22 protein-coding genes are annotated in these 25,269 nt (G+C 74.0%); 11 read left to right on the plus strand and 11 right to left on the minus strand.

The features are described from left to right. Position 1: 1 nt before the first annotated feature. From ACERUN_RS14915 to rfbA, 3 genes are read right to left on the minus strand one after another with little or no spacing between them, the layout of a single operon-like run. Entirely contained in the window at positions 2-874 is an 873-nt protein-coding gene (locus tag ACERUN_RS14915; RefSeq protein ID WP_370290818.1) for an N-acetylmuramoyl-L-alanine amidase, read from the minus strand. Then, on the minus strand, positions 874-1,878 hold the full coding sequence (gene galE, locus ACERUN_RS14920; protein ID WP_370290819.1) for a UDP-glucose 4-epimerase GalE: 1,005 nt from the start codon (positions 1,876-1,878) through the stop codon (positions 874-876). Before galE ends, ACERUN_RS14915 begins: the two co-directional genes overlap by 1 nt. After that, positions 1,875-2,753, minus strand: coding sequence for a glucose-1-phosphate thymidylyltransferase RfbA (gene rfbA, locus ACERUN_RS14925; RefSeq protein ID WP_370290820.1), 879 nt, complete (start codon positions 2,751-2,753; stop codon positions 1,875-1,877). Before rfbA ends, galE begins: the two co-directional genes overlap by 4 nt. Before the next feature lie 79 nt (positions 2,754-2,832). Between rfbA and rfbB the strand changes: the two genes are divergently transcribed. The 3 genes from rfbB (at position 2,833) to manA (ending at position 6,591) form a co-directional block, all read left to right on the plus strand. Continuing rightward, complete coding sequence (rfbB, locus tag ACERUN_RS14930; protein WP_370290821.1) at positions 2,833-3,870, plus strand: dTDP-glucose 4,6-dehydratase; 1,038 nt, start codon at positions 2,833-2,835, stop codon at positions 3,868-3,870. Positions 3,871-3,875: 5 nt separating this feature from the next. Further along, complete coding sequence (locus ACERUN_RS14935; protein ID WP_370290822.1) at positions 3,876-5,351, plus strand: sugar nucleotide-binding protein; 1,476 nt, start codon at positions 3,876-3,878, stop codon at positions 5,349-5,351. Positions 5,352-5,412: 61 nt separating this feature from the next. Beyond that, positions 5,413-6,591 (plus strand): mannose-6-phosphate isomerase, class I, encoded by a 1,179-nt coding sequence (manA, locus tag ACERUN_RS14940; RefSeq protein ID WP_370290823.1) that lies wholly within the window; start codon positions 5,413-5,415, stop codon positions 6,589-6,591. A gap of 25 nt (positions 6,592-6,616) precedes the next feature. Here the strand turns inward: manA and ACERUN_RS14945 are convergent, their stop codons facing one another. Next, a complete protein-coding gene (locus ACERUN_RS14945; RefSeq protein WP_370290824.1) occupies positions 6,617-7,918 on the minus strand; it encodes a M1 family metallopeptidase in 1,302 nt (433 codons plus the stop codon). Next, the gene (locus ACERUN_RS14950; RefSeq protein WP_370290825.1) at positions 7,915-11,901 is read right to left on the minus strand and encodes a Pls/PosA family non-ribosomal peptide synthetase; all 3,987 of its coding nucleotides are present in this window, start codon (positions 11,899-11,901) and stop codon (positions 7,915-7,917) included. The genes ACERUN_RS14945 and ACERUN_RS14950 overlap by 4 nt, the downstream gene beginning before the upstream one ends. Before the next feature lie 90 nt (positions 11,902-11,991). Here ACERUN_RS14950 and ACERUN_RS14955 point away from each other — a divergent pair, with 90 nt between their 5' ends. After that, positions 11,992-13,614 (plus strand): long-chain-fatty-acid--CoA ligase, encoded by a 1,623-nt coding sequence (locus tag ACERUN_RS14955; protein WP_370290826.1) that lies wholly within the window; start codon positions 11,992-11,994, stop codon positions 13,612-13,614. Between the two features lie 125 nt (positions 13,615-13,739). Continuing rightward, positions 13,740-15,134 (plus strand): trypsin-like peptidase domain-containing protein, encoded by a 1,395-nt coding sequence (locus tag ACERUN_RS14960; RefSeq protein ID WP_370290827.1) that lies wholly within the window; start codon positions 13,740-13,742, stop codon positions 15,132-15,134. Positions 15,135-15,338: 204 nt separating this feature from the next. Here the strand turns inward: ACERUN_RS14960 and ACERUN_RS14965 are convergent, their stop codons facing one another. The 5 genes from ACERUN_RS14965 to truA all read right to left on the minus strand — a co-directional run bounded on the left by ACERUN_RS14965 (position 15,339) and on the right by truA (position 19,555). Further along, the gene (locus tag ACERUN_RS14965) at positions 15,339-17,045 is read right to left on the minus strand and encodes an ABC-F family ATP-binding cassette domain-containing protein (protein WP_370290828.1); all 1,707 of its coding nucleotides are present in this window, start codon (positions 17,043-17,045) and stop codon (positions 15,339-15,341) included. Positions 17,046-17,111: 66 nt separating this feature from the next. After that, positions 17,112-17,387, minus strand: coding sequence for a hypothetical protein (locus tag ACERUN_RS14970; RefSeq protein WP_370290829.1), 276 nt, complete (start codon positions 17,385-17,387; stop codon positions 17,112-17,114). Next, positions 17,384-18,061: an SIMPL domain-containing protein gene (locus ACERUN_RS14975; protein ID WP_370290830.1), complete on the minus strand. Its 678-nt coding sequence runs from the start codon at positions 18,059-18,061 to the stop codon at positions 17,384-17,386. Before ACERUN_RS14975 ends, ACERUN_RS14970 begins: the two co-directional genes overlap by 4 nt. 49 nt (positions 18,062-18,110) lie before the next feature. Then, on the minus strand, positions 18,111-18,713 hold the full coding sequence (locus tag ACERUN_RS14980; protein ID WP_370290831.1) for a class I SAM-dependent methyltransferase: 603 nt from the start codon (positions 18,711-18,713) through the stop codon (positions 18,111-18,113). Beyond that, complete coding sequence (truA, locus tag ACERUN_RS14985; RefSeq protein ID WP_370290832.1) at positions 18,710-19,555, minus strand: tRNA pseudouridine(38-40) synthase TruA; 846 nt, start codon at positions 19,553-19,555, stop codon at positions 18,710-18,712. Before truA ends, ACERUN_RS14980 begins: the two co-directional genes overlap by 4 nt. A gap of 66 nt (positions 19,556-19,621) precedes the next feature. Here truA and xseA point away from each other — a divergent pair, with 66 nt between their 5' ends. Next, positions 19,622-20,878, plus strand: a complete 1,257-nt coding sequence (gene xseA / locus ACERUN_RS14990) for an exodeoxyribonuclease VII large subunit (protein ID WP_370290833.1) — start codon at positions 19,622-19,624, stop codon at positions 20,876-20,878. Then, entirely contained in the window at positions 20,862-21,113 is a 252-nt protein-coding gene (locus ACERUN_RS14995; RefSeq protein WP_370290834.1) for an exodeoxyribonuclease VII small subunit, read from the plus strand. Before xseA ends, ACERUN_RS14995 begins: the two co-directional genes overlap by 17 nt. A 12-nt stretch (positions 21,114-21,125) precedes the next feature. Here ACERUN_RS14995 and ACERUN_RS15000 read toward each other — a convergent pair whose 3' ends face one another. After that, positions 21,126-21,710: a DUF4245 family protein gene (locus ACERUN_RS15000; RefSeq protein WP_370290835.1), complete on the minus strand. Its 585-nt coding sequence runs from the start codon at positions 21,708-21,710 to the stop codon at positions 21,126-21,128. 255 nt (positions 21,711-21,965) lie between these two features. Here ACERUN_RS15000 and ACERUN_RS15005 point away from each other — a divergent pair, with 255 nt between their 5' ends. From ACERUN_RS15005 to ACERUN_RS15020, 4 genes are all read left to right on the plus strand, one after another. Beyond that, complete coding sequence (locus ACERUN_RS15005; protein ID WP_370290874.1) at positions 21,966-22,385, plus strand: molybdopterin-binding protein; 420 nt, start codon at positions 21,966-21,968, stop codon at positions 22,383-22,385. A 96-nt stretch (positions 22,386-22,481) separates the two neighbouring features. After that, the gene (gene modA / locus ACERUN_RS15010) at positions 22,482-23,324 is read left to right on the plus strand and encodes a molybdate ABC transporter substrate-binding protein (RefSeq protein WP_370290836.1); all 843 of its coding nucleotides are present in this window, start codon (positions 22,482-22,484) and stop codon (positions 23,322-23,324) included. Positions 23,325-23,370: 46 nt separating this feature from the next. Next, positions 23,371-24,183: an ABC transporter permease gene (locus ACERUN_RS15015; RefSeq protein WP_370290837.1), complete on the plus strand. Its 813-nt coding sequence runs from the start codon at positions 23,371-23,373 to the stop codon at positions 24,181-24,183. Then, the gene (locus tag ACERUN_RS15020; protein WP_370290838.1) at positions 24,180-25,241 is read left to right on the plus strand and encodes a sulfate/molybdate ABC transporter ATP-binding protein; all 1,062 of its coding nucleotides are present in this window, start codon (positions 24,180-24,182) and stop codon (positions 25,239-25,241) included. Before ACERUN_RS15015 ends, ACERUN_RS15020 begins: the two co-directional genes overlap by 4 nt. Positions 25,242-25,269: the final 28 nt, after the last annotated feature.

A 25,269-nucleotide genomic window follows, 5' to 3' on the forward strand; every position in this document is an offset into this window, starting at 1 on the left:
TTCAGGGGCGGGAGCGGTCTGCCAGCACCGCGAGGATGCCGCGCGCCACGGCGTCCGCGACCCGCTGCTGCCCGCTGGCGGAGGTCAGGCGGCGCGCGTCGGACGGATCGCGCAGGTTGCCGGTCTCGATCATCGCCGCAGGCACGGCGGAGAGGTTGAGGGTGGCGATGTCGCTGCGCTGCACCAGGCCCGCGCGTCCCGTGTAGGTGGAGGTGACCAGGCCCCGCTGCACGAGCGCGTCACGCAGCGAACGGGCCAGCCGCACCGAGCCCTGCACCGGCACCACGCCGCGTCCGGCACCGGTGCTCGGCGCGATCACGTGGAAGCCCCGCGCTCCACGTCGCAGCGACCCGTCGGCGTGGATGCTGACGCGCAGGTCGGCCGGCGACGCCGAGGTGCCGGGATTGGCCAGCCGCCCGCGCACGTCGACGCACGGCCCCCACAACCGGTCGCTGTCGGCCGAGCGGGTGAGGACGACGCGCACGCCGCGTGCCCGCAGCACCCGGGCCACCCGCTGGGTGATCCCCCAGACGATCGTCGACTCCGGCACCCCGGCGTTCGTGGCGGTGCCGGTGGTGTTGCAGGGCTTGGTGAAGCCGCCGGCGTCCACGGGGCGGCGGATCTGCGCGCCGTGGCGGCGGTTGCCCAGCTGGTGGCCGGGGTCGAGGACGACGGTCGGCACCGCGCCGCGCACGGAGGTGTCGGCACGGCCGTGGCCGGCTGCCTCGACCACCGGGGTCGGCGCGCCGGCCCGCTCGACCACCGGGGTCGCACGGCCGGCCCCCTCGCGCACCGGTGCGGCTCCGCCGGTGGGCACCGAGGCTGACGCGGCAGCGAGGAGCGCCGCCGCACAGACCAGCAGGCGCAGACGCATCACGGGTAGCCCAGGATCTCCTGGCGCTTGGCACCCCACGCGAGCGCGGAGGCGATGGCCTCGTCCAGGCTGAGCTCGGTGCGCCAGCCCAGCAGGCGGGCGGCCTTGTCGGCGTTGGCGAAGGCACCGGCCGCATCGCCGGGGCGGGCGGGCGCCTCGACCACCGGCACCGGGCGACCGACCACCCGCTCGACCGCGGCCAGCAGCTCGCGCACGGTCACACCGTCGCCGGCGCCGAGGTTGAGGTAGCTCGTGGTGGCCCTCTCGGCGGCGAGCACGTCGTCGAAGGCCTCCACCGCACGCACGTGGGCGCGGGCGAGGTCCCACACGTGGATGTAGTCGCGGATGCCGGTGCCGTCGCGCGTGGGGTGCTCGGTGCCGGTGAGGGTGAACTCCGCACGCTGACCGAGCGCCGCCTGCGCCATCAGCGGCACCACGTGCGTGGCGTCGCGCAGGTGGTAGCCCGTGACGAGGTCGGGGTCGGCGCCGATCGGGTGGAAGTAGCGCAGGATGATCGAGCGCATCGCGGTGGCGGCCGAGAGGTCCTCCATCACCTGCTCGATCATCCGCTTGGTGCGCGCGTAGGGCGAGGTCGGCTCCACCGCGTCGGTCTCGCTCACCTCGAAGTCGGGCTTGAGCGCATAGAGCGAGGCGGTGGAGGAGAAGATCACTCGCGTGAGGCCGAGCGCGGTGAGCTCGTCGAACATCTCCAGCGACTTGGCCACGTTGTCGCGGTAGTAGAGGTAGGGCTCGCGCACCGACTCCGGCACCACGATCCGCGCAGCCATGTGGATCGTGGCGTCGAGGTCGGGGTGCTCGGCCGCGATCCGGCGCAGCAGCACCCGGTCGGCGATGTCGCCCTCGTAGAAGATCCGGTCGCCCACGTACCGGCGCGGGCCGCTCAGCAGCGAGTCGAGGACGACGGGCACGTGCCCGGCCTGCTCGAGCGCGCGGGCCGTCACGGAGCCGAGGTAGCCGGCCCCGCCGGTCACGAGCACCTTCACGGACGTCCCTCCTTCTCCGCCAGCAGGTCGAGCAGGTAGCGACCGTAGCCGCTCTTGAGCAGGGGGGTGGCGAGTTCCTCGAGACGGGTGTCGGTGATCCAGCCCATGCGCCAGGCGACCTCCTCGGGGGCGCCGACCTTGGTGCCCTGGCGGGCCTCGAGGGCGCGCACGAAGTTGCTGGCGTCGTTGAGGTCCTCGAAGGTGCCGGTGTCGAGCCAGGCCGAGCCGCGGGGCAGGATCTCGACCTGCAGGCTGCCCTCCTCAAGGTAGAGCCGGTTGAGGTCGGTGATCTCCAGCTCCCCGCGCGGCGAGGGCGTGAGCGACTTGGCCTTCTCGACCACGTCGGGGCCGTAGAAGTACAGCCCCGGCACGGCGTAGCGGCTGCGCGGCTGCTCGGGCTTCTCCTCCAGCGACAGCGCGCGACCGGCCTCGTCGAACTCCACCACGCCGTAGGCGCTGGGGTCGGCGACCCGGTAGCCGAACACCGCTGCCCCCTGAAGGGACTCGAAGCGGCGCAGGCGGGTGCCCAGGCCGGAGCCGTAGAAGATGTTGTCGCCCAGCACCAGACCCGCACCGCCGCCGTCGAGGTGGTCCTCGCCGATGAGGAACGCCTGCGCGAGCCCGTCGGGCGAGGGCTGGATCGCGTAGCTGATGTCGATGCCGAACTGCGAGCCGTCGCCCAGCAGGCGGCGGAACTGCTCGGCGTCGTGGGGCGTGGTGATGACCAGCACCTCGCGGATCCCGGCCAGCATCAGCGTCGAGAGCGGGTAGTAGATCATCGGCTTGTCGTAGATCGGCATCAGCTGCTTGCTGATCGCATGGGTGATCGGGTGCAGCCGGCTGCCGGTGCCACCGGCCAGGATGATCCCGCGCATTCGATGGGCCGCCTCTCGGGGGGTTCGGGCTTCAACGGCACCCGGACGACGTGCGCTCGCTGTCCGGCCCCGCGCGCGGATGCCGCCCGCGGTCAGGGACCTTCATACACTGCTGCCCGTGCAGCGTGTGATCGTGACCGGCGGAGCCGGCTTCATCGGCTCCAACTTCGTGCACCACCTGGTGCGCCACACCGACGCCCAGGTCACGGTGCTCGACAAGCTCACCTACGCCGCTTCCCGGGCCTCGCTGGCGGGCCTGCCCGAGGACCGCGTGCGCCTGGTGGTCGGCGACATCGCCGACGCCGCCCTCGTCGAACCCCTCGTCGCCGAGCACGACACGGTCGTGCACTACGCCGCCGAGTCGCACAACGACAACTCCCTGGCCGACCCCTCACCGTTCGTGCACACCAACATCGTGGGCACCTTCACCCTCCTCGAGGCCGTGCGCAAGGCCGGGGTCCGCTTCCACCACGTCTCCACCGACGAGGTCTACGGCGACCTCGAGCTCGACGACCCCGAGCGCTTCCACGAGCACACCCCCTACCGGCCCTCCTCCCCCTACTCGGCCACCAAGGCCGGCTCCGACCACCTCGTGCGGGCCTGGGTGCGTTCCTTCGGCGTGCAGGCCACGCTGTCGAACTGCTCCAACAACTACGGCCCCTGGCAGCACGTGGAGAAGTTCATCCCCCGCCAGATCACCGAGATCCTCGAAGGACGCCGCCCCCGGCTGTACGGCAAGGGCGAGAACGTGCGCGACTGGATCCACACCGAGGACCACTCCTCCGCCGTGCTCGCGATCATCGAGCGCGGCCGCATCGGCGAGACCTACCTCATCGGCGCCGACGGGGAGAAGAACAACCTCGAGGTCGTGCGCATGATCCTCGAGCTCACCGGCCGCGACGCGGGCGACTTCGAGCACGTCACCGACCGCGCCGGGCACGACCTGCGCTACGCCATCGACTCCACCAAGCTGCGCACCGAGCTCGGCTGGAGGCCCGCCTACGCCGACTTCGCCGCCGGCCTGGCCCAGACCGTCGAGTGGTACACCCAACACCGCGACTGGTGGGCACCCGCCAAGCACGCCACCGAAGCCGCCTACGCCGCGAAGGGCCAGTGACGCGGATGGTCGTCGTCACCGAGCTGAGCGTCGAGCGGACCCCGATCCCGGGGCTGCTCGTCGTCCACATGCCCGTGCAGCGCGACGACCGCGGCTGGTTCAAGGAGAACTGGCAGCGCGAGAAGATGGTCGCGCTCGGCCTGCCCGACTTCGGGCCGGTACAGAACAACATGAGCTTCAACGCCACCCGCGGCGCCACCCGCGGCATCCACACCGAGCCCTGGGACAAGTTCGTCTCCGTCGCCGTCGGTCGCGTCTTCGCCGCCTGGGTCGACATGCGCGAGGGCCCCACCTTCGGCGCCACCTACTGGACCGAGATCGACGAGGACACGGCCGTCTTCGTGCCCCGCGGCGTCGGCAACTCCTACCAGTCCCTGGTCGACGGCACGGTCTACTCCTACCTCGTCAACGACCACTACGTGGAGGGCCGCACCTACCCCGCCCTCCACCTCGCCGACCCCACCGTCGCGATCCCCTGGCCCATCCCCCTCGACTCCCCCGACGTCGAGATCTCCGAGAAGGACCACGAGAACCCGCTGCTCGACGAGGTCGAGCCGATGAGCGCCAAGAAGGTGCTCATCACCGGCGCGAACGGACAGCTCGGCCGCGAGCTGGCCCGCGCCTTCCCCGACGCCGACCTGGTCGACGTCGACGAGCTCGACCTCACCGACCCCGCCGCGCTGGCCGCCTGGCCCTGGCGCGACTACCGCCTCATCCTCAACGCCGCCGCCTACACCGCCGTCGACGCCGCCGAGACCCCCGAAGGCCGCCCCCTCGCCTGGGCCGTCAACGCCCACGCCCCCGCAGCACTCGCCCGCATCGCCACCGAGCACCACCTCACCCTCGTGCACTACTCCACCGACTACGTCTACGACGGCGACCCCACCCACGCCACCGACGCCGGCCACACCGAGGACGAACCCCTCGCCCCCCTCGGCGTCTACGCCCAGACCAAGGCCGCCGGCGACATCGCCGTCACCACCACCCCGCGCCACTACATCCTGCGCACCTCCTGGGTCGTCGGCGACGGACACAACTTCGTGCGCACCATGGCCCGCCTCGCCCACGACGGCATCGACCCGGTCGTCGTCGCCGACCAGATCGGCCGCCTCACCTTCACCGACGAGCTCGCCCGCGCCACCCACCACCTCACCACCACCGACGCCCCCCACGGCACCTACCACCTCACCAACACCGGCACCCCCCGCTCCTGGGCCGACTACGCCCGCGCCGTGTTCACCCACCTCGGCCACGACCCCGAACGCATCACCGACACCACCACCGCCGACTACTCTGCGGCCAGACCCAGCACCAGCCCCGTGGCACCCCGCCCCCTGCACAGCACCCTCAACCTCGACAAGATCACCGCCACCGGCTACACCGGCACCGACGCCGACACCGCCCTGGCCACCTACCTCGCCGACCTGGACAGCGACGTCGACACCGACGTCGACCACCGGCCCCAGCCCGTCGACGTCTGAGCCGGCGGCACCGCACCACCACCCCCGCAGCGTCACCCCGCCCGACCCCCGGAGGCCCCCCATGCTCCCCCTCACCTGCCCCACCCAGGCCTACGACTGGGGCTCCACCGACGACATCCCCGGCTTCCAGCGCCGCTCCGGCGACGGCAAGCCGGTGGCCGAGGTGTGGGTCGGCACCCACCCCCTCGGCACCGCCATGGTGGACGACGGGCAGGGCGGCGAGCGGCCCCTCACCGAGGTCGCGGGCGAGCTCGACATGATGCTCAAGATCCTCGCCGCTACCCGGCCGCTGTCGATCCAGGTGCACCCCACCGCCGCCCGGGCGCGTGCCGGCTTCGAGGCCGAGGAGGCCGCCGGCATCGACGTCACCGCCCCCGAGCGGGTGTTCAAGGACCCCCAGCCGAAGCCCGAGATGGTCTACGCGCTCTCGACCTTCGACACCCTCGTCGGCTTCCGGCCGACGGCCGAGATCCTGCGCGTGCTGATGCCGCTGCAGCACCCGCTCACCGACTCGATGGCCAAGAACCTGCGCGGCAACCCGGGTTTCGCGGGCATCGTGAAGATGCTCGAGTCGCTGCTGCACGAGCCGCCGTCGGCCGAGGTCGTCAAGGAGATCGTCGAGGAGTGCCGCCGCGCGGTCGGTGAGGGCATCGACATCAAGCGCGCCTACGCCACCGCGGTGGAGATCGAGGAGTTCCACCCCGGCGACGTCGGCGTTGTGGTCTCCCTGCTGCTCAACCGCCTCACCCTGCAGCCCGGCGAGGCCGCCTACCTCGACTCGGGCATCATCCACGCGCACCTCAAGGGGATGTGCCTGGAGGTCATGGTGTCCTCCGACAACGTGCTGCGCGCCGGCCTCACCAGCAAGCACGTCGACCCCGTGGGCCTGGTGCAGTGCCTCGAGGAGGGCATGTCGCGCGTGGCCCGCGTGACCCCCCAGCTCTTCGGCACCTCCACCGACGTGTTCAGCCCGGCCCGCGAGTTCGCCCTCTCGCTCACGCAGAGCTCGCAGGCAGAGCCGGCGGGCGTCGTCCTGCCGGCGCGGGGCCAGCGCCTGCTGGTGTGCACCGGCGGCGAGCTCGCCCTGCTCAACCGTCGCGACGAGATGCTCCACCTGCGCCGCGGCGACGCCGCCTACGCCGACGACAACGACGGCGAGCTGCGCGTCATCGGCACCGGCGAGATCGCCCAGGCCTACAGCCCCGACGGCGCCGCCGGCCGCCTCGACGACCTGCTCTGAGCCGCCGGCCGGCGGTGGCGCTGCCTCAGGGCAGCGGCGGGAGCGCCTCGTCGTCCAGCCACGGCTCGAGGACGGCGAGCGCCTCGGCGCCGCCGGCGGCGGTGACCGCCGCGCGGAAGTCGTCGGTGACCACCGAGGTGCCGCTGTGGTCGGCCACCCAGCGGCGCAGCAGGTCGAAGAAGGCGTCGTCGCCGAGGTGGCGGCGCAGGGCGTGCAGGGCGAGGGCGCCGCGCTTGTAGACGCGGTCGTCGAACATGTCCTCGGGGCCGGGGTCGACGAGCACGAGGTCCTGGTCCAGCTCGCTGAGGCGCTCGTGGTGGTGCTGCGCCCACTCCTCGCAGGTGCGCGGGCCGTCGGAGGCCTCCGACCACAGCCACTCGGCGTAGCAGGCGAAGCCCTCGTGCAGCCAGATGTCGCTCCAGCGGGCGAGCGTGACGGCGTTGCCGAACCACTGGTGGGCCAGCTCGTGGGCCACCAGGCGCACCTGCGACCAGTCGGGGGAGCAGAAGTTGCGCCCGAAGGTCGACAAGCCCTGGCTCTCGAGCGGGATCTCCAGCTCGTCGTCGGTGATGACGGCCGCGTAGGAGTCGAACGGGTAGGGCCCGAACACCTCGCTGAAGAACGCCATCATCGCCGGCTGGGCGTCGAAGGAGCCCTCGAGGTCAGCGTCGGCGGGGCCGATGGTGCGCACCGGCGGGGTGCCGCCGTGCTCGGTGACGCTGTAGCGGCCGATCTGCAGCGTGGCCAGGTAGGTGGCCATCGGGCGGTCCATCGCGTGCACGAACTGCTCGCCGCCGGCGGCGCGACGCCGCTCGATCAGCTCGCCGTTCGACACCACGGTGTAGCCGGTGGGCACGCTCACCGCGATGCGGTAGGTGGCCTTGTCGTCGGGGCGGTCGTTGCACGGGAACCAGGTGGGCGCGCCGTGGGGCTGCCCGGCCACGATGACGCCGTCCTCGAGCTCCTCCCACCCCGCGTCCCCGTGCTCGCGGACGACGAGGGGCCGGGGGCGCCCGCTGTAGCCCAGGGTGAGCTCGACCCGGTCGCCGACGGTGAGGCGACGGTCGAGCTGCAGCACGACCCGCGCACCGCGCGTGCTCCAGCGCCTCACCCCGACGCCGACCGCACGCAGCTTGTCGACCTTGAGGTGCGCCAGGTCGAGCACGAGCCGGTCGGTGGCCTCGAGCACCTCGACCTCCAGCCGGGCGGTGCCGCGCAGCCGGTTGCCGTCGAGCACGTAGGCGAGGTCGAGGTCGTAGTGGCGCACGCCGTAGGTGCGGTCGCCGTGGTCGGCGAGGTAGGGGTCGGCGGTGGGGAGGGAGCTCACGGGGCGGTCTCGACCTGCTCGCCCGGCTCCAGCCACGGCCCGATCGGGTTGCCGATCCACCGGGTCTTGTCGGGCACGCTCTCGCCTCTCATGACCAGTGACACCGGGCCGACAGTAGCGTGCCGGCCGAGCACGGAGGCAGGCAGCGCCACCGAGTTCGGCCCCAGCGTCGCGCCGCGCTGGAGCACCACCGTGTCGGTGGCGAGCACGCGGTCGTGGAAGAGGTGCGTCTGCACCACGCTTCCCTGGTTGACGGTGGCGCCGTCGCCGAGCACCACGAGGTCCGGCTCGGGCAGCCAGTAGGTCTCGCACCACACGCCGCGCCCCACGCGGGCGCCCATCGCGCGGAACCACAGGTTCAGCAGCGGGGACCCGGTGGCCAGGCCGGCGAACCACGGTGCGGCGAGCACCTCGACGAAGGTGTCGGCGAGTTCGTTGCGCCACACGAACGAGCTCCACAGCGGGTGGTCGGTGGCGCGGGCGCGGCCGACGAGCAGCCACTTGGCGAGCACCGTGGTGCCGGCGGCGAGCAGGCCCGCCGTCCACAGGGCCACGGCGGCCACGAGGACGCCGACCACCGCCGCGCCGAGCGAGGCCCACACCGAGAGTGCGCCGCCGGGCATCGGCGGGTCGAACGCCCCCGCCGCACCCGCACTCGCACCGAGGACGACGGCCGCCACCGTCACCTGCAGCCCGATCGCCAACGAGGCGGGCACCAGTCGGGCGACCTCCCAGCAGGCGCGCGCCACCTTGAGGCGGGTCGGCGGGGCGTAGGTGCGCGAGCCCTCGGCACCGGCCACCTGGCGCGGCAGCGGCGCCGGCGGGCTGCCCAGCCACGACTCCCCCGCCCGCACGGTGTGCCGCGCCGGGGCGGCCGAGAGCACCGCGACCAGCGAGCGCTTGGGAACCTTGCGCCCGGGTGCGGCCATCGCGGAGTTGCCGACGAAGGCCCTCTTGCCCACCTTCACCCGCTCGACGCGCAGCCACCCGCCACCGAGCTCGTAGCCGCCGATGAGGGTGTCGTCGGCGAGGAACGCGAGGTCGCCCACGGTGGTGAGCGAGGGCACCATCAGCACGGTGGAGGCCTCGACGTCGTCGCCGATGCGGGCACCGAGCAGGCGCAGCCAGCGCGGCGTGAGCTGGCTGCTGTAGAGCGGGAAGAGCCAGGTGCGGGCCTCGTCGAGCACGCGCATGGTGGCCCACACGCTGAGCGCGGCACGACTCGGCAGCGGGTGCACGCCCGGCTCGACGCCGCGCGCCAGCAGCCGCACAGCCCCGAGCACGAGCAGCGCGAGCACGACCTGGCCGGCGAGCACACCGGGCAGCAGCCACGGGAGCAGCCGCGCAAGGGCCTCGCCGGCGCCGTCGACGCCGTCTGCGGCACCGAGCCCGACGAGCAGCACGAGAGGGAGGCCGACGAGGGCCGCCGCCACCGCCGGCAGGGCCGCGAGGCCCACCCCGGTGGCGGTGTAGGCGATCGCCCAGCGGCGCAGCTCGCCGACGGTGGCGGGCGGACGGTCGTCCCAGGGGCCGCGGGCCTCCTCGGCGGCGCGGGTGGCCGGGGCCCCCGACCAGAACTCGCCGGTGGGCACCTCGCCGAACACCGCCGAGCCGGGAGCCACCTCGGCGTCCACGCCCAGGCTCGCGCCGGGGCACAGCATCGAGCGCGTGCCCACGCGGGCGCGGGCGCCGATCGAGATCGCACCCACGTGCAGCGTGTCGCCGTCGACCCAGTAGCCGGTGAGGTCGACCTCGGGCTCCACCGATGCGCCCGGCCCCACCCGCAGGTGGCCGGTGACCGGCGGGAGCGAGTGGAGGTCGGCGCCGCGGTCGACGTCGGCCCCCAGCAGCCGGGCGTACCAGGCGATGAAGGGCGCCGACGACAGGCGGGTGGCGCCGAGCTCGTCGACGCCGCGCTCGGCCAGCCAGATGCGCAGGTGCACCTTGCCGCCGCGCGGGTGCTCGCCCACGCTCACCCCTCGCAGGACGACGCGCGCCAACCCCGCCGCGAGCACGAGTCGCCCGGGCGGGCTGACGAACACGGCCAGCGCGGGCAGGAGCAGCCACCACGAGAGCGAGGGCAGCCAGGTGAGGTCGGCGAGGTCGTGGAGCAGGCGGGCGACGACGAACGTGACCGTGGCCCAGCGGGGGGCCGCGAGGGCGCGCAGCAGCGGCACCGCGATCACCTGCCCGACCTGGGTCTTGCGCGGGATCGGGTCGCGCGCGGCGTTCTCGCGGGCCACCCCGCCGCCTCCGTTGCGGGCTGCCGCGGCCAGCTCGTCGAGGTAGGCGGCCAGCACCGCGACGGTCGGGCGCTGGTAGAGGTCGGCGACGGTGAGCTCGGGATGGGTGGCGCGCAGCAGGGTGACGACCTGCGCGGCCGCGAGGCTGCCGCCGCCGTGGGCGAAGAAGTCGGAGTCGGGTGCGTCCGGCGCGGCACCGAGCACCTCCTGCCAGGCCTGCGCCACCGCTGCGGCGCTGCCGGTGAACTCCACGCCCGGGGCCGCCGGAGGAGGCCAGGGCAGGGCGTCGCGGTCGACCTTGCCGGAGATGCGGGTCGGGATGTCGTCGACCACGACGAGGCGCGGCACGAGGGCCGCTGGCTGGGTGGCCCGCAGGTGCGCGGTGGCGGCGGCTGCGGCGAAGGTGCCGTCGCCGGTGGTGGTCAGGTAGCCCACGAGCAGCTGGTTGCCGGCCGCCGAACGGCGCACCGCCGCGGCCGCCGCCGCCACGCCCGACAGCGCCAGCAGGGCCGAGTCGACCTCGCCGAGCTCGATACGTCGTCCACCGAGCTTGACCTGGTCGTCGGCGCGACCGCCGAACAGGAGGCCCTCGGGATCGTTGACGACGATGTCGCCGCTGCGGTACGCCCGGTCCCAGCCCAGCGAGGGCGAGGGGGCGTACTTCTCGCGATCCTTCTCGGGGTCGAGGTAGCGGGCCAGGCCGACGCCGCCGATGATCAGCTCGCCGCGCTCGCCGAGGCCCACCGGCTCGCCCTGCTCGTCGACCACGGCGAGGTCCCAGCCGGCCAGGGGCAGTCCGATGCGCACGGGGCCGACGCCGTCGACCTGCGCGGCGCACGCCACGACCGTGGCCTCGGTGGGCCCGTAGGTGTTCCAGACCTCGCGACCGTCGGCCACCAGGCGCGCGGCGAGCTCGGGGGGCAGCGCCTCCCCGCCGAGGATGACCATGCGGACACCGGCCAGCGCCTCGTCGGGCCACAGGCTCACCAGCGTGGGCACGGTCGAGACGATCGTGATGCGGTTGGCCACCAGCCACGGTCCGACGTCGACGCCGCTGCGCACCAGCGCGCGGGGCGCCGGCACCAGGCAGGCGCCGTTGCGCCAGGCCAGCCACATCTCCTCGCAGCTGGCGTCGAAGGCGACGCTGAGGCCGGCCATCACGCGATCGCGCGGGGCGATGGGCGCATCCGGCAGGAAGAGCTGCGCCTCGGCGTCCACGAAGGCGGCGGCGCTGCGGTGGGTGACCGCCACGCCCTTGGGGGTGCCGGTGGAGCCCGAGGTGAAGATGATCCAGCAGTCATCGTCGGGCGTGGGGTCGCGGCGCTCCCGCGGCGTGCGCTCGGCGACCGGCAGACGCAGGTCGATGGCGAGGCCGGCGCCGATGATCGCGCCCACCCCCGCCTCGCCGAAGACCAACGTGGCCCGCTCCTCGGGGTCGTCGGCGTCGACCGGCACGTAGGCGCAGCCGGCGAGGAGGACGCCCACGATGGCCACGTAGAGGTCGGTCGTGCCCGACGGCACCCGCACCCCCACCCGGTGACCGGGGCCGAGACCGCGCTCGGCGAGGTCGTCGGCCAGCGCACCGGCCGCCTCGAGCAGCTCGGCGTAGGTGACGGTGTCGTTGCCGCCGTCGAGCGCGGTGGCCTCGGGGTGGTCGGCGACCGTCGCGCGAAGGACGTCGACGAGGGTGCGGACGGGCGGGGCCTCGGCAGCGCGCAGCAGCGGGGACGGGGCACTCACCCGATGATCCAATCCGACGCAGGTGAACGGTCGGTGCGCGACGCCCGGAGCCCCGTTGTGCCAGCCTGTGACCTGCGACACAATCGGGCGATGAGTGCGACCACCGAGACCGCGCCCGCGAGCCCCTCCACCGCTCCGGCGCCCGTGTACACCGTCGACCGCCTGGCCCACTGGGCCGCCGCCACCCCCGACGGGGAGGCGATGACGTACCTCGGCCGCACCTGGACCTGGGCGCAATGGTTCGAGCGGGTGCAGCGGGCCGCCGGCGGCCTGCGCGACCTCGGCATCGGCCGCGGCGACGTCGTGTCCTTCCTCGACAAGAACCACCCCGCGTGCGTCGAGATCAGCCTCGCCGCCGGCATGCTCGGCGCCGCCAACGCGATCATCAACTGGCGCTCGGCCGGCGACGAGGTCGACTACGCGGTCAACGACTCCGGCGCGCGGGTGCTCATCGTGGGCAGCGAGCTGATGCCCGTGGTCACCTCCATCCACGGCCGCCTCGACGCGGTGGAGCAGATCATCGAGATCACTCCGGAGGGCGGCCCCGAGGACCCCTATGAGCAGTGGCTCGCCGCCTCCGAGCCGTGGACGACGCCGCCCGCCGAGGCCGGCGTGGAGCCCGACGACGTGTGCCTGGTGATGTACTCCTCGGGCACGACCGGCCGGCCGAAGGGCGTCATGCTGACGCATCGCAACATGGTGCAGCACACGCTGAACGCCCACGACGGCTGGAGCTTCGAGCCGGGCGACAAGTCGATGGTCGCGATGCCGCTGTTCCACGTGGGCGGCTCGTCCTACGTGCTCTTCGGCATCCACGACGGCGTGCCGAGCATCATGACCCGCGACCCCGACGGCGCCTCGCTGGCCGGCGCCATCCTCGCGGGCGCCAACCGCACCTTCCTCGTGCCGGCGGTGCTCGCGCAGGTGCTGCAGTCGGGCGCCGACGCGGTGAAGCTGTTCAGCGCGCTCAAGACCTACACCTACGGCGCCGCCCCGATGCCGCCGCCGCTGCTGCGCGCGGCCATGGCGGCCTGGCCCGACACCGACTTCATCCAGGTCTACGGCCTCACCGAGGTGGCGGGCGTGGCCACGCAGCTGAGCGCCGAGGACCACCGGACCGCCGAGGCCGCGGGCCACCCCGAGCGGCTGCTCTCGGCCGGCCGGCCGGTGCCCTCGTGCGAGGTGCGCATCGTCGACCCCGCCACCCTGCGCGAGGCCGCCACCGGCGAGCATGGCGAGATCTGGCTGCGCACCCCGCAGCTCACCGCCGGCTACCTCAACAAGCCTGACGCCACGGCCGAGGTGATCGTGGACGACGGGTGGTTCCGCACCGGCGACATGGGCCACGTCGACGCCGACGGCTACGTCTTCGTCTCCGACCGTCTCAAGGACATGATCATCACCGGCGGCGAGAACGTGTACTCCCCCGAGGTTGAGCGGGTGCTCTCCGAGCACCCGGGCGTGCTGGAGGTCGCCGTGATCGGTGTGCCGGACGAGCAGTGGGGTGAGTCGGTCAAGGCGGTGGTGGCGCTCAAGGAGGGCTCGGACGCCAGCGAGCGCGAGCTCATCGAGTGGTGCCGCGAGCGCCTCGCCCACTTCAAGGCCCCGCGCGGCGTCGACGTCGTGCCCGCCCTGCCCCGCAACCCCACCGGCAAGGTCCTCAAGCGCGACCTGCGCGCCCCCTACTGGGACGACCGCGCCCGCCAGGTCTGACGCCGAGGGGGCACCCCTGGTGCGCCGGCGGGGCAGGAACGGCGCGTCGAGGCGCCCCGTGAACTCCTACCGCCTCCTCACGGCCGTCTCAGTCGCCTCACAGGCATGCTGAGCACAGTGGAGGCATGACCCAGGTTCCCTCACCGGACCAGGCTCCCGAGCCGGCCCGCGACCCCCGCCCCCAGCAGGACCCCACCCCGACCGCGCAGGACCTCCCGGCGCAGGGCGGCGCGCCGACGGGCCCGCCGGCGGGGTACGGCGCGGTGCCGACGTCCCCGCTCTACCCGCCGCCCAGCGGCGCTCCGACGTACGGAGCCGCGCCGCCCCCGCCCGCACCGCCGGGCGGCTTCGGCCCGGCCGGCCCGGGTGGGCCGTTCTTCAGTGGTCCGCCGGCCCGGCCCGCACGCTCGCGTCGCTCGGCGGTGCCGGCGCTGCTGCTGGCCGGGGCCCTCATCGCCGGCGGCGGTGCCGGCCTCGCCGGAGCCGCGGTCTACGACGCGGCGAACGGCGGAGCGGGCGGGGGCGGCGTCACGACGCTCACCCAGGTCGACTCCAAGGACCGGCCCGCGCCCAACGGGAGCGTGGAGTCGGTGGCCTCCACCGTGCTGCCCTCGGTGGTGGCGCTCGAGGTGAGCGGCGGCGGCAACGGCGGCAGCGGGTCGGGCGTCGTCCTCGACTCCGACGGGCTCATCCTCACCAACGACCACGTCGTCACGCTCGGCGGCGAGATAGACGCCCGGCAGGCCGAGGTCACGGCCTCCTTCAACGACGGACGACGCGCCCGCGCCACGGTCGTCGGCGTCGACCCCCTCACCGACACCGCGCTGGTGAAGGTCGACGGCGTCGACAACCTGCGCCCGATCACGCTGGGCAAGTCCGACAACCTCGACGTCGGCGAGCAGGTCGTCGCGGTCGGTTCGCCGTTCGGCCTCGACGCCACCGTCACCAGCGGCATCGTCAGCGCGCTGAACCGCCCCGTGGAGGTCGCCCGCGACCAGCAGGGCAACGTCACCGCCTACCCGGCCATCCAGACCGATGCGGCGATCAACCCCGGCAACAGCGGCGGCCCGCTGGTCAACATGGACGGTCAGCTCGTCGGCATCAACGCCTCGATCCGCTCCACCGGCAGCGGCCAGGGCGCCGAGTCCGGCTCGATCGGCCTCGGCTTCGCCATCCCGATCGACGAGGTGCTCCCGATCATCGAGCAGCTCAAGGACGGCGACAAGCCCACCCACGCCCGCCTCGGCATCCAGATCACCGACGCGCAGGGTCGCGCCAGTTCGAGCGACCCGACCATCACCGGCGCCCGGGTCGACCAGATCGAGAGCGGGTCGGCGGCCGCCGACGCCGGTCTCCGCACGGGCGACGTGATCACCCGCATCGACGACATCCGCATCGACGACTCCGAGAGCCTCATCGCGACGGTGCGCGCCTACCGCCCCGGCGACACGGTGACGATCACCTACACCCGCGGCGGGCAGGAGAACACGGCCGAACTCAAGCTGGGTTCGGACGGGTAGGCCCCGCGGGGCCGCGACGGGCCGGGTGCCGCCACAGCACCCGGCACCGTCGGCGGTGCAGGCGGCCGATGCACGGGAGCGCGGACGCCGCCGCCCCGGCCCCGCGGGAGCCCGGCTCCCGGTGGACCTGCGGATACTGGAGGATCCGCCGGCCGCCGGGAGCAGCGCGAGCGGGCCCGCACCACCTCGACGGGAGTAGCGAGGTCAGCGGGCCCGCTCGACGCGTCCCTCGTGCCAGACCGGCTCGGGCGAGGTCGAAACCTCGCCGTCGGAGCCGAACACGACGAAGCGGTCGAAGCCGCGCGCGAACCAGCGGTCGTGGGTGACCGCCACCACCGTGCCCTCGAAGGCCTCCAGCCCCTCCTCCAGCGCCTCGGCCGACTCGAGGTCGAGGTTGTCGGTGGGCTCGTCGAGCAGCAGGAGCGTGGCTCCGGAGAGCTCGAGCAGCAGCACCTGGAAGCGCGCCTGCTGGCCGCCCGAGAGCGACTCGAAGCGCTGCTCGGCGGCGCCCGCCAACTCGTAGCGGTCGAGCACCCGGCTCGCCTGCTCGCGCCCCATCCCCTGCCGCCCCAGTCCGGACGACGACCCGTCGCCGCGGTGGAGGATCTCCAGGAGGGTGCGTCCCACCAGCTCCGGGTGCTCATGGGTCTGCACGAACCAGCCCGGGCGCACCCGGGCGCCGAGACGGGCGCGCCCGCTGTGGGCCACCGGCGCCACCTCGACCTCGCCGACCGGGCGGTGCTCGACGTCCGGATCGCTGCCGCCGCCGGCCAGCAGCCGCAGGAAGTGCGACTTGCCGGAGCCGTTCGAGCCGAGCACCGCGACTCGTTCGCCGAACCACACCTCGAGGTCGAAGGGGCGCATCAGGCCGGTGAGCTCGAGCTGCTCGCACACCACCGCGCGCTTGCCGGTGCGACCGCCCTTGAGCCGCATCGTGACCTGCTGCTCGCGCGGTTGCTCGGTCGGCGGGCCGGCCTCCTCGAACTTGCGCAGGCGCGTCTGCGCGGCGCGGTACTGCGACGACATGCCGTCGTTGTACTCGGCCTTGATCCGCATGCGCAGCACGAGCGCCTCGAGCTTGGCGTGCTCCTCGTCCCAGCGGCGGCGCAGCTCGGCGAAGCGAGCGAACCGGTCGCGGCGCGCGGCGTGGTAGGAGGCGAAGTCGCCGGCGTGGGTCCACACCGAGTTGCCCCCGCCCCCGGCGCCCAGCTCGACGGTGACCACCTGGGTGGCGGCGCGGGCGAGCAGCTCGCGGTCGTGGCTGACGAAGAGGATCGTCTTCGCCGAGGAGGCGATGCGCTGCTCGAGCCACTCCTTGCCGGGAACGTCGAGGAAGTTGTCGGGCTCGTCGAGCAGCAGCACCTCCTCCGGGCCGGCCAGCAGGTACTCCAGCACCACCCGCTTCTGCTCGCCGCCCGACAGGGTGCGCAGCTCGCGGTACTTCGCGCGCTCGAACGGCACGCCGAGGGCCTTGACCGTGCACACGTCCCAGGCGACCTCGATGTCGTAGCCGCCGGCGTCGGTGTAGGCGCCGAGCGCGGTGGCGTAGGCCATCTGGGTGGCCTCGTCGTCGACGTCCATCAGGGCGAGCTCGAGGCGGTCGACCTCGGCCGCGGCCGCCCGCACCGGCGCGGGGGCGAGGGAGCGGAGCAGGTCGGCGACCGTGGCGTCGTCCCCGAGATCGCGACCGACCATCTGCCGCATCACCCCGAGCCCGCCCGAGCGGACGACGCTGCCGGCGTGGGGCGTCAGCTCGCCGGTGACGATGCGCAGCAAAGTGGTCTTGCCCGCGCCGTTGGCACCGATGAGCGCGACCTTGGCGCCGTCACCGACGCGGAACGACACCTCATCCAGCAGCACCCGCCCGTCGGGCAGCTCGAAACGGACCCCGGAGACCTCGACATGACCCACAGCGCGCCATCCTCACATCCGCGACCACGACCAGGCCATCCGATATGCGCTCAGCCCGATGACTGCTCAGCGCACCCACTCGGCCGGGCAGTGCTCGTGCTGGCGGCAGCACGCGTGCGGCACCATCGGCTGGTCGGGCCACGGGTGCGACCAGCCGGCCCCGGCGATCTCGGGGTGGACGCACTTGTAGCGCTCGGTGCGGCGCGGGTCGGCGGCCTGCTGCAGCACGATCGCCCGCTCGGACGTGAGCTCGTCGCGGCGGTCGAGCTCGCGGGCCACAGCGGCGAGACGCTCGGCGGTGGTGGGCAGGTCCGAGTGCTCCGCTCCCCCGTCGCTGCTCATCCGGCCACGAAGCGAGCATCGATGCTGCAGGAGATCTCCACCTGGGCGGGATCCAGCGGGACCCCTGCGCCGTCCGCTGAGGCGGCGAGGCGGAACATCGCCTGGTCACCACCGGCGCCGCCGCCCGTGCCCGCGCCGTGCAGCAGCCCGGCGTCGGCGACGGCGACGGGCCGCACCGACTCCAGGCCCAGGGCGTCGGCGTAGTCCTGCGCGCGGGACGCCGCGTCCTGCACGGCGTCGCGGCGCACCGCGTGCTCGAGCTCGGAGCGGGTGGCGGGCGCCAGCTCCCACGCCACCTGGTGGACGACGAGTCCGTCGCCGTGCCCGAGCCGCTCGCCGAGCCACACCCCCGGCGCGTCGGTGACCTCGAAGGCCGCGCTGAACCCGCACGAGGCGTGGTGGACGACGGCCTGCGGCGTGCCGTCGGCGCTCCACGGCTGCTCGACCCAGGTGCGCAGCTCGCCGGTGCTCCACCGCACGACGCCGGACGCTTGCTGGTCGGCGAGGCTGTCGGCCAGTGCGCCGATGCCGACCCGGACGCGGTCGATCGCGGTGCGCGGGTCGGCGTCCGCGGCCTCCACGGCCCCGGTGACCGTGCCGACCTCGGCCGGGTGGCGGCGGGTGGCCGCGCCGCGCACGACGAGCTCGACCTGCGTGGCGGGCTGATCGCTCATGGGGCCAGCCTAGGAGCGGAGCATAGGAGCGGAGCATAGGAGCGGGGGGCTAGGAGCCGGGTCGGACCTCGAGCACGCGGAAGCCCTTGGCGCTGGCACGGCGCTCGGCCGAGAACCCCTGCTCGACCAGCCACCGCTGCAGGGAGTCGGCACCGAGGTTCTTGCCGACCACCAGCACGGCGCGGCCGTCGGGTGCGAGGCGCGGCAGCCAGGTGAGCAGCAGCTCGTGCAGCGCAGCCTTGCCGATACGGATCGGTGGGTTCGACCAGATCTCGTCGTACTGCTCGGCGGGGTCGACGTGCTGCGGCTCCACGGGCCGGAACCGGTCGGCGACGCCGAGCGCCTCGGCGTTCTCACCGGCGAGCAGCAGTGCCCGCTGGTTGACGTCGACGGCGGTCACCCGGGCCTCCGGCGCCGCCACGGCGCAGGCGAGCCCGATGACGCCGTAGCCGCACCCGAGGTCGAGGATGCGCCCGCCGGTCGGCGGCTCGGTCTCGCGGAACAGCACGGCCGTGCCGACGTCCAGGCGCCCCTTGGCGAACACGCCCGAGCCGCTCGTGAGGCGCAGCTCGTGACCCCACACCTCGCAGCTGACGGCCGCGCGCTCGAAGACGACCGTGGGGTCGGCGGTGAAGTAGTGCTCGTCGCTCACGGGCCCTCCTGCGGCTCGGTCGGGAGCGGTGCGCGGCGGGCCGAGGTCTGCTCCACGCGGGCGGCCAGCTCGTCGTCCTCGGGGTAGGCGACCTCCTCGAGCGTCAACCCGTGGGCCGGGACGACGACCACCCGCGGGTCGCGCTCGCGCGCGGTGAGCACCTGGGCGGCCCACTCCACGGGCAGCCGACCCTCGCCGATGGCGATCATGCAGCCGACGAGCGCACGCACCATGGAGTGGCAGAACGCATCGGCCTGCACGTGCCCCACGAGCACGCCGTCGTCGCCGCGGATCCAGTCGAAGTCGAGCAGGGTGCGCACGGTCGTGGCTCCCTCGCGCTGCTTGCAGAAGGCGGCGAAGTCGTGCAGCCCGATCAGCGTGGCGGCGGCGTGGGCCATGGCGGTCTCGTCGAGGCGCCGGGGCCAGGCCAGCACGTGGTGGCGGGTCAGCGGGTCGACGCGGGCGGGGTCGTCGACGATGCGGTAGGCGTAGCGGCGCCACAGCGCGGCGAAGCGGGCGTCGAAGCCGTCGGGCGCGGGCGTGACGGCCCGCACCCGGACGTCGCGCTCGAGCACGCCGTTGAGGCGCCGGGCGAGCAGGTCGAGGCGCTCCGCGTGCTGCTCGGCGAGGGCCGGCGCGAGGTCGACGTGCGCCACCTGGCCGCGCGCGTGGACGCCGGAGTCGGTGCGTCCCGCGCACGTCACCGCCACGTCGTCCGCCGGCACGCGGAGGACGGTGGCCAGCGCCGCGGTGAGCTCGCCCTGCACCGTGCGCAGGCCCGGCTGGGCCGCCCAGCCGCGGAAGTCGGTGCCGTCGTAGGCGAGGTCGATCCGCAGGCGCACCGGCTCAGGCTAGTGGGGCCGCGACGCGCGCGGTGAACCGTCGGAGGTGCTCCCTAGACTTCGCGGGTGGCCCTGGAGACGTCGGTGGAGAAGCCCGCACCCGTGCGGGCGGTCGCCAACGCGATCTCGGGCTGGATCGATCGGCTCGGCCCGATCTGGGTCGAGGGCCAGGTCACCCAGGTCAACCGTCGTCCAGGCCTGGCCACGGTCTTCTTGACCCTGCGCGACTCGGTCGCCGACATCTCCGTGCCGGTCACCTGCTCGCGGGTGCTCTTCGACTCCCTGGCCGCACCCGTCACCGAGGGCGCGAGCATCGTGGTGCACGCCAAGCCGTCGTACTACGCCAACCGCGGCACGCTCTCGCTGCAGGCGCGCGACATCCGGATGGTCGGGCTGGGCGAGCTGCTCGCCCGCCTGGAGCAGCGGCGCCAGCTGCTCGCCGCCGAAGGGCTGTTCGCCCGCGAGCGCAAGCGCCCGCTGCCGTTCCTGCCGCAGCGGGTCGGGCTCGTCACCGCACCGTCGTCCGCGGCCGAGCGCGACGTCCTCGAGAACGCCCGCCGGCGCTGGCCCGCGGTGGCCTTCGAGGTCGCGCACGCCACCATGCAGGGCCCCCGCTCGGCCGGCGAGGTGATCGAGGCGGTGCGTCGCCTGGAGGCCGACCCGGCCGTCGACGTGATCATCGTGGCGCGCGGCGGAGGCTCGGTCGAGGACCTCCTGCCGTTCAGCGACGAGGGGCTGATCCGGGCGGTGGCCGCCGTGCGCACACCGGTCGTCTCCGCCATCGGGCACGAGCCCGACACCCCCCTGCTCGACCTCGTCGCCGACGTGCGCGCCTCCACCCCCACCGACGCTGCGAAGCTCGTGGTGCCCGACGTGGACGACGAGCGCCGCGGCATCGACGACGCCCGCGCGCGGATGCGCCACCTGCTGCGCTCGTGGCTGGTGCGCGAGCAGGCGGGGCTCGACGCCCTCCGCTCGCGCCCGGCCCTCGCCGCCCCGCACAGCCTGCTCGACGCCCGCCTGGGCGAGCTCGCCGACCAGCGCTCGCGCCTGCGGCGCCAGCTGGAGCGCCAGCTCGACCGAGCCGCCGACGACATCGACCACCGCCGCGCCCGCGTGCGGGCCCTCTCGCCGCTGGCGACGCTGCAGCGCGGCTACGCCGTCGTCCAGGACGCCGACGGGCGGGCCCTCACCTCGGTCGCCGGCGTCGATGCGGGCGCACCGCTCACGGTGCGCGTGGCCGACGGGCGCGTGCACGTGCTCACCGAGCGGGTCGAGGCCCTCACCCCCACCACCGAGGAGAACCGTGGCGAAGAAGACTGACAGCGTGGCCGGCTCGGGGCCGGAGGCCGCGCAGGAGCCCGAGCTCAGCTACGAGGAGGCCCGCGCCGAGCTCGTCGAGGTCGTGCGCCTGCTCGAGACGGGCGGCACCACGCTCGAGGAGTCGCTCGCGCTGTGGGAGCGCGGCGAGCGGCTGGCAACCACCTGCCAGCGGTGGATCGACGGCGCGCGCGAGCGGCTGGACGCCGTCCTCGAGGCCGAGGTCGACGACGCCTGAGAGCTCGGCGTGTCAGCCGAGCGGCGCGGTGGTGAGGGAGTCCACGACCTCGCGCAGGTCGGCACGGGACGCCGAGCCGAACACGATCACGCTCGTGCCGCCGATCTCGGCGGTGTAGGCCGAGTCGCCGCCACTGTCGGCCCACCCCTTCCACTCCCGCGCCACGGGCGTGGCGACGGAGGCAGGCACGGTGTAGCCCTCGACGGTCTCGGGGTCCTCGTCGACCCATTTGCGCGTCAGCGAGAGCGGGCTGGCGTCCTCCTGGCGCACCCCGATGAAACGGCCGGAGTCGGTGAGCAGCCGGATCATCGTGCCGGGGTCGTCGGGCGTGGGCACGTCGACGCCGGTCGCCGTCCACCCCTGCGGCAGCGAGGCGGGATAGACCGGCCGCTGCTGCGCCTGCTGGAGCGTGCGCACCGTGTCGAGGTAGTCGACCCTGTCGGGGCGCCGCTCGTAGTCGTTGCGGAACGCGCCCATGAAGGTCAGCACCGCCCCCACCGCCAGGATCGTCACCACCAGCGACGTCACCAGGCTCACCGCCGAGCGCTGGTAACGCCCCGGCTTGCCCGTCGGACGTTGCTGCTGCGTGCTGCTCACCCCTCCAGTGTCTCAGCCCGCCCCAGGGGCGGGGGCCTCGGGCGGATTCACCGGCCGGCCGGTGAAACTGGCACTTGGACGACGGAGTTCCCTCGTCCAAGCGCCAGAAACGTCGTCCAGGTAGGGGCAGATTCACCGGCCGGCCGGTGAAACTGCCCTTCGCTCCCAGCACGCCCAGGCGCCGGACGTCGATGCCGCTGATGCGGACCGATATCGCAGATCAGCCCGACCATGCGGCATAGTGTGAGCGTGAGTATGACCGCACCCGCGTATCGCGTCAGCGAAGCCGCCGAGATCCTCGGGGTCAGTGACGACACCGTCCGCCGCTGGATCGACGCCGGCCGTCTGCCCGCCCACCCCGGCAACAGGACGACGATCGCCGGCACCGATCTGGCCGCGCTCGCCGCCTCCCTCGTGGACGACGCCGACCGCGACCGCGTACGCGCCGGCGCGGTGAGCGCGCGCAACCGGATGAGCGGGATCGTCACGCGCGTGGTCAGCGACACCGTCATGGCGCAGGTCGAGATGGTGTGCGGGCCCTACCGGGTGGTGTCGCTGATGAGTGCCGAGGCCGCCGACGAGCTCGGTCTGGCCCCCGGGGTGAGGGCGATCGCCTCGGTGAAGTCGACCAACGTCGTCGTCGAGCGGCCCGCGCCCGGCCACCGCACCACCTGAATCGGAACCACCCGCACCCGCACCACCCGCACCCGCACCACCCGCACCACTCGCACCACCCGCACTCGCGCCACCCACCCGCCGAGAGGACACCCCGTGCCCCACATCCGCTCCATCCGTCGGCCCCTCCCGACCGAGCGCCCCGGCGCCCTGCGTCGAGCACTGCGCATCGCCCCCGCCCTGCTGCTCGCCCTGCCCCTGGCAGCCTGCGGCAGCGATGACGGCGGCAGCAGCAGCGCATCCGCCGGCGGAGGCGCCGAGCAGCGCACGCTCACCGTGTTCGCGGCGGCCTCGCTCACCAAGACCTTCACGACGCTGGAGAAGACCTTCGAGGAGGAGAACCCCGGCGTCGACGTGAAGCTGTCGTTCGGCGGGTCCTCCGACCTGGTCGCGCAGATCACCGAGGGCGCCGAGGCCGACGTGTTCGCCTCCGCCGACACCAAGAACATGGACAAGCTCGTGACCGCCGACCTCGCCGAGGGCACCCCCGCGCAGTTCGCCACCAACAAGCTGACCATCGTCACCCTGCCGCGCAACCCCGGCGGCATCTCGGGCCTCGCCGACTTCGGCGACCCGAAGAAGACCACGGTCGTGTGCGCCCCCGAGGTGCCGTGCGGCGCGGCCGCGCTGAAGCTGGCCGATCTCGCCGGCGTCAAGCTCACGCCCGCAAGCGAGGAGCAGTCGGTCACCGACGTCCTGGCCAAGGTGCTCTCGGGCGAGGCGGACGCCGGACTCGTCTACATCACCGACGCCACCGGCGACGTGGGCGTCGACACGATCACGCCGCCGGAGTCCGACAAGGTCATCAACGACTACCCGATCGTGGCCGTGAAGGGCTCGAAGCACGCGGAGCTCGCCACCAAGTGGGTCGAGCTCGTCACCGGCTCCGAGGGCCAGCAGGTGCTGAAGGACGCCGGGTTCGGCCCGCCGGCGTCCTGAGGCCACCCCCACCCGTGGACGACGAGCCGCCGGGCATGATCGCCCCGTGACCCGCCCGCACACCCGCCCCGCCCGCCCGCGCACGCGGCGGGTCGGCCTGCCGGGATGGCTGTACGTGCCGGCGGTGCTGGCCGGGCTCTTCGTGGTGGTGCCGGTCGCAGCGCTCACCACGCGGGTCGACTGGAGCGAGCTGCCGAGCCTCCTCACCTCCCCCGCAGCCCGTTCGGCGCTCGAGCTGAGCCTGCGCACATCGGCGGCGAGCACGGTGCTGTGCCTGCTGCTGGGGGTGCCGCTGGCCGTCGTCCTGGCTCGGGGAAGCGCGCGGTGGCTCGGCCCGGTGCGTTCACTGGTGCTGCTCCCCCTCGTGCTGCCGCCGGTGGTCGGCGGCATCGCCCTCCTCGCCGCGTTCGGCCGGCAGGGCCTGCTGGGCAGCGAGCTCGAGGCGCTCGGGGTGCGCGTCGCGTTCTCGACGCTGGCGGTGGTGCTGGCGCAGACCTTCGTGTCCCTGCCCTTCCTCGTGGTCAGCCTCGAGGGGGCGCTGCGCACGGCCGGCGAGCGCTACGACGTGGTCGCCGCCTCGCTCGGCGCGCGCCCCACCACGGTGCTGCGGCGCGTCACCCTCCCGCTCGTGCTGCCGGGTCTCGCCTCCGGAGCCGTGCTCGCCTTCGCCCGCTCCCTCGGCGAGTTCGGCGCCACCATCACCTTCGCCGGCAGCCTCGAGGGCACCACCCGCACCCTGCCGCTGCTGATCTACAACCTGCGCGCCGTCGACGCCGAGGCCGCCGTGGCCGTGTCGCTGCTGCTGGTCGTGGTCGCCATCGCCGTCATCGGCCTCGTCCGGCCGCGGGGCGCGCTATGAGCCTCGAGGTCTCCTTCGCGATCGCCGAGCGCGACGTCGACGTCTCCTTCCGCGTCGCCACCGGCACCACCGTGGCCCTGCTCGGACCCAACGGCGCCGGCAAGTCCACGACCCTCGCCGTGCTCGCCGGCCTGCTGCGCCCCGACCGCGCCCGCGTGATCCTGGACGACGAGCCGCTCACCGACGACGAGCGCTGGGTGCCTCCGCACGCGCGCCGCACCGCGCTCCTGGCGCAGGAGCCGCTGCTGTTCCCGCACCTGGACGTGCTTGCGAACGTGGCGTTCGGCCCGCGGTCGCGCGGGGCGGGGCGGGCGTCGTCCACGGCCACCGCCCGGCACTGGCTCGGCGAGGTCGACGCCGCCGACCTCGCCGACCGCCGCCCCGCCGCGCTCTCGGGCGGTCAGGCGCAGCGGGTGGCGGTGGCCCGCGCGCTCGCGGCCGAGCCCCGGTTGCTGCTGCTCGACGAGCCGATGGCCTCCCTCGACGTCGCGGTCGCCCCCGCGCTGCGCCAGCTGCTACGTCGCGTGCTCGCCGAGCGCACCACGGTGCTGGTCACGCACCACGTGCTCGACGCCCTGCTGCTCGCCGACGAGGTCGTGGTGCTCGAGGCGGGTCGCGTGGTCGAGCAGGGGCCGACCGCCGACGTGCTCGCCCGCCCGCGCAGCGCGTTCGCGGCCCGCTTCGCCGGCCTCAACCTCCTCGCGGGAAGTGTCGAGGCGATCGTGGACGACGGCCTGGCGCTGCGCACCGAGACCGGTGGCGTCGTCCACGGCATCGCGGGCGGGCGGGCGGCATCGGCACGCGTCGGGAGCGCAGCGGTCGCGGTCTTCCGGCCCTCCGCCGTGGCCGTGCACCGCGATCCGCCGGGCGGCAGCCCCCGCAACGCGCTGCCCGTGACGATCGAGGAGCTCGAGCCTGTCGGCGACCTGGTGCGCGTGCGCGGGGGCGGCCTGGCCGCCGACGTCACCGCGGCAGCGGTCGCCGACGTCGGCCTCACACCCGGCACCGAGGTGATCTTCGTGGTGAAGGCGAGCGAGGTCGTCGTCCACCCGCGGTGATCTGGGTCCCACGCGCTCGCCGACGCCG

The organism is Nocardioides sp., from assembly GCF_964229035.1.
In the GTDB taxonomy this organism is placed as follows: Bacteria; Actinomycetota; Actinomycetes; order Propionibacteriales; family Nocardioidaceae; genus Nocardioides.

Bases quoted from the DNA above. Each gene is read 5' to 3' on its own strand.
- ACERUN_RS14915 (WP_370290818.1), bottom strand. From the start codon at position 874: ATGCGTCTGCGCCTGCTGGTCTGTGCGGCGGCGCTCCTCGCTGCCGCG.
- rfbA (WP_370290820.1), bottom strand. From the start codon at position 2,753: ATGCGCGGGATCATCCTGGCCGGTGGCACCGGCAGCCGGCTGCACCCG.
- rfbB (WP_370290821.1), top strand. From the start codon at position 2,833: ATGCCGCCCGCGGTCAGGGACCTTCATACACTGCTGCCCGTGCAGCGT.
- ACERUN_RS14935 (WP_370290822.1), top strand. From the start codon at position 3,876: ATGGTCGTCGTCACCGAGCTGAGCGTCGAGCGGACCCCGATCCCGGGG.
- manA (WP_370290823.1), top strand. From the start codon at position 5,413: ATGCTCCCCCTCACCTGCCCCACCCAGGCCTACGACTGGGGCTCCACC.
- ACERUN_RS14955 (WP_370290826.1), top strand. From the start codon at position 11,992: ATGAGTGCGACCACCGAGACCGCGCCCGCGAGCCCCTCCACCGCTCCG.
- ACERUN_RS14960 (WP_370290827.1), top strand. From the start codon at position 13,740: ATGACCCAGGTTCCCTCACCGGACCAGGCTCCCGAGCCGGCCCGCGAC.
- ACERUN_RS14970 (WP_370290829.1), bottom strand. From the start codon at position 17,387: ATGAGCAGCGACGGGGGAGCGGAGCACTCGGACCTGCCCACCACCGCC.
- ACERUN_RS14975 (WP_370290830.1), bottom strand. From the start codon at position 18,061: ATGAGCGATCAGCCCGCCACGCAGGTCGAGCTCGTCGTGCGCGGCGCG.
- ACERUN_RS15005 (WP_370290874.1), top strand. From the start codon at position 21,966: ATGACCGCACCCGCGTATCGCGTCAGCGAAGCCGCCGAGATCCTCGGG.
- ACERUN_RS15020 (WP_370290838.1), top strand. From the start codon at position 24,180: ATGAGCCTCGAGGTCTCCTTCGCGATCGCCGAGCGCGACGTCGACGTC.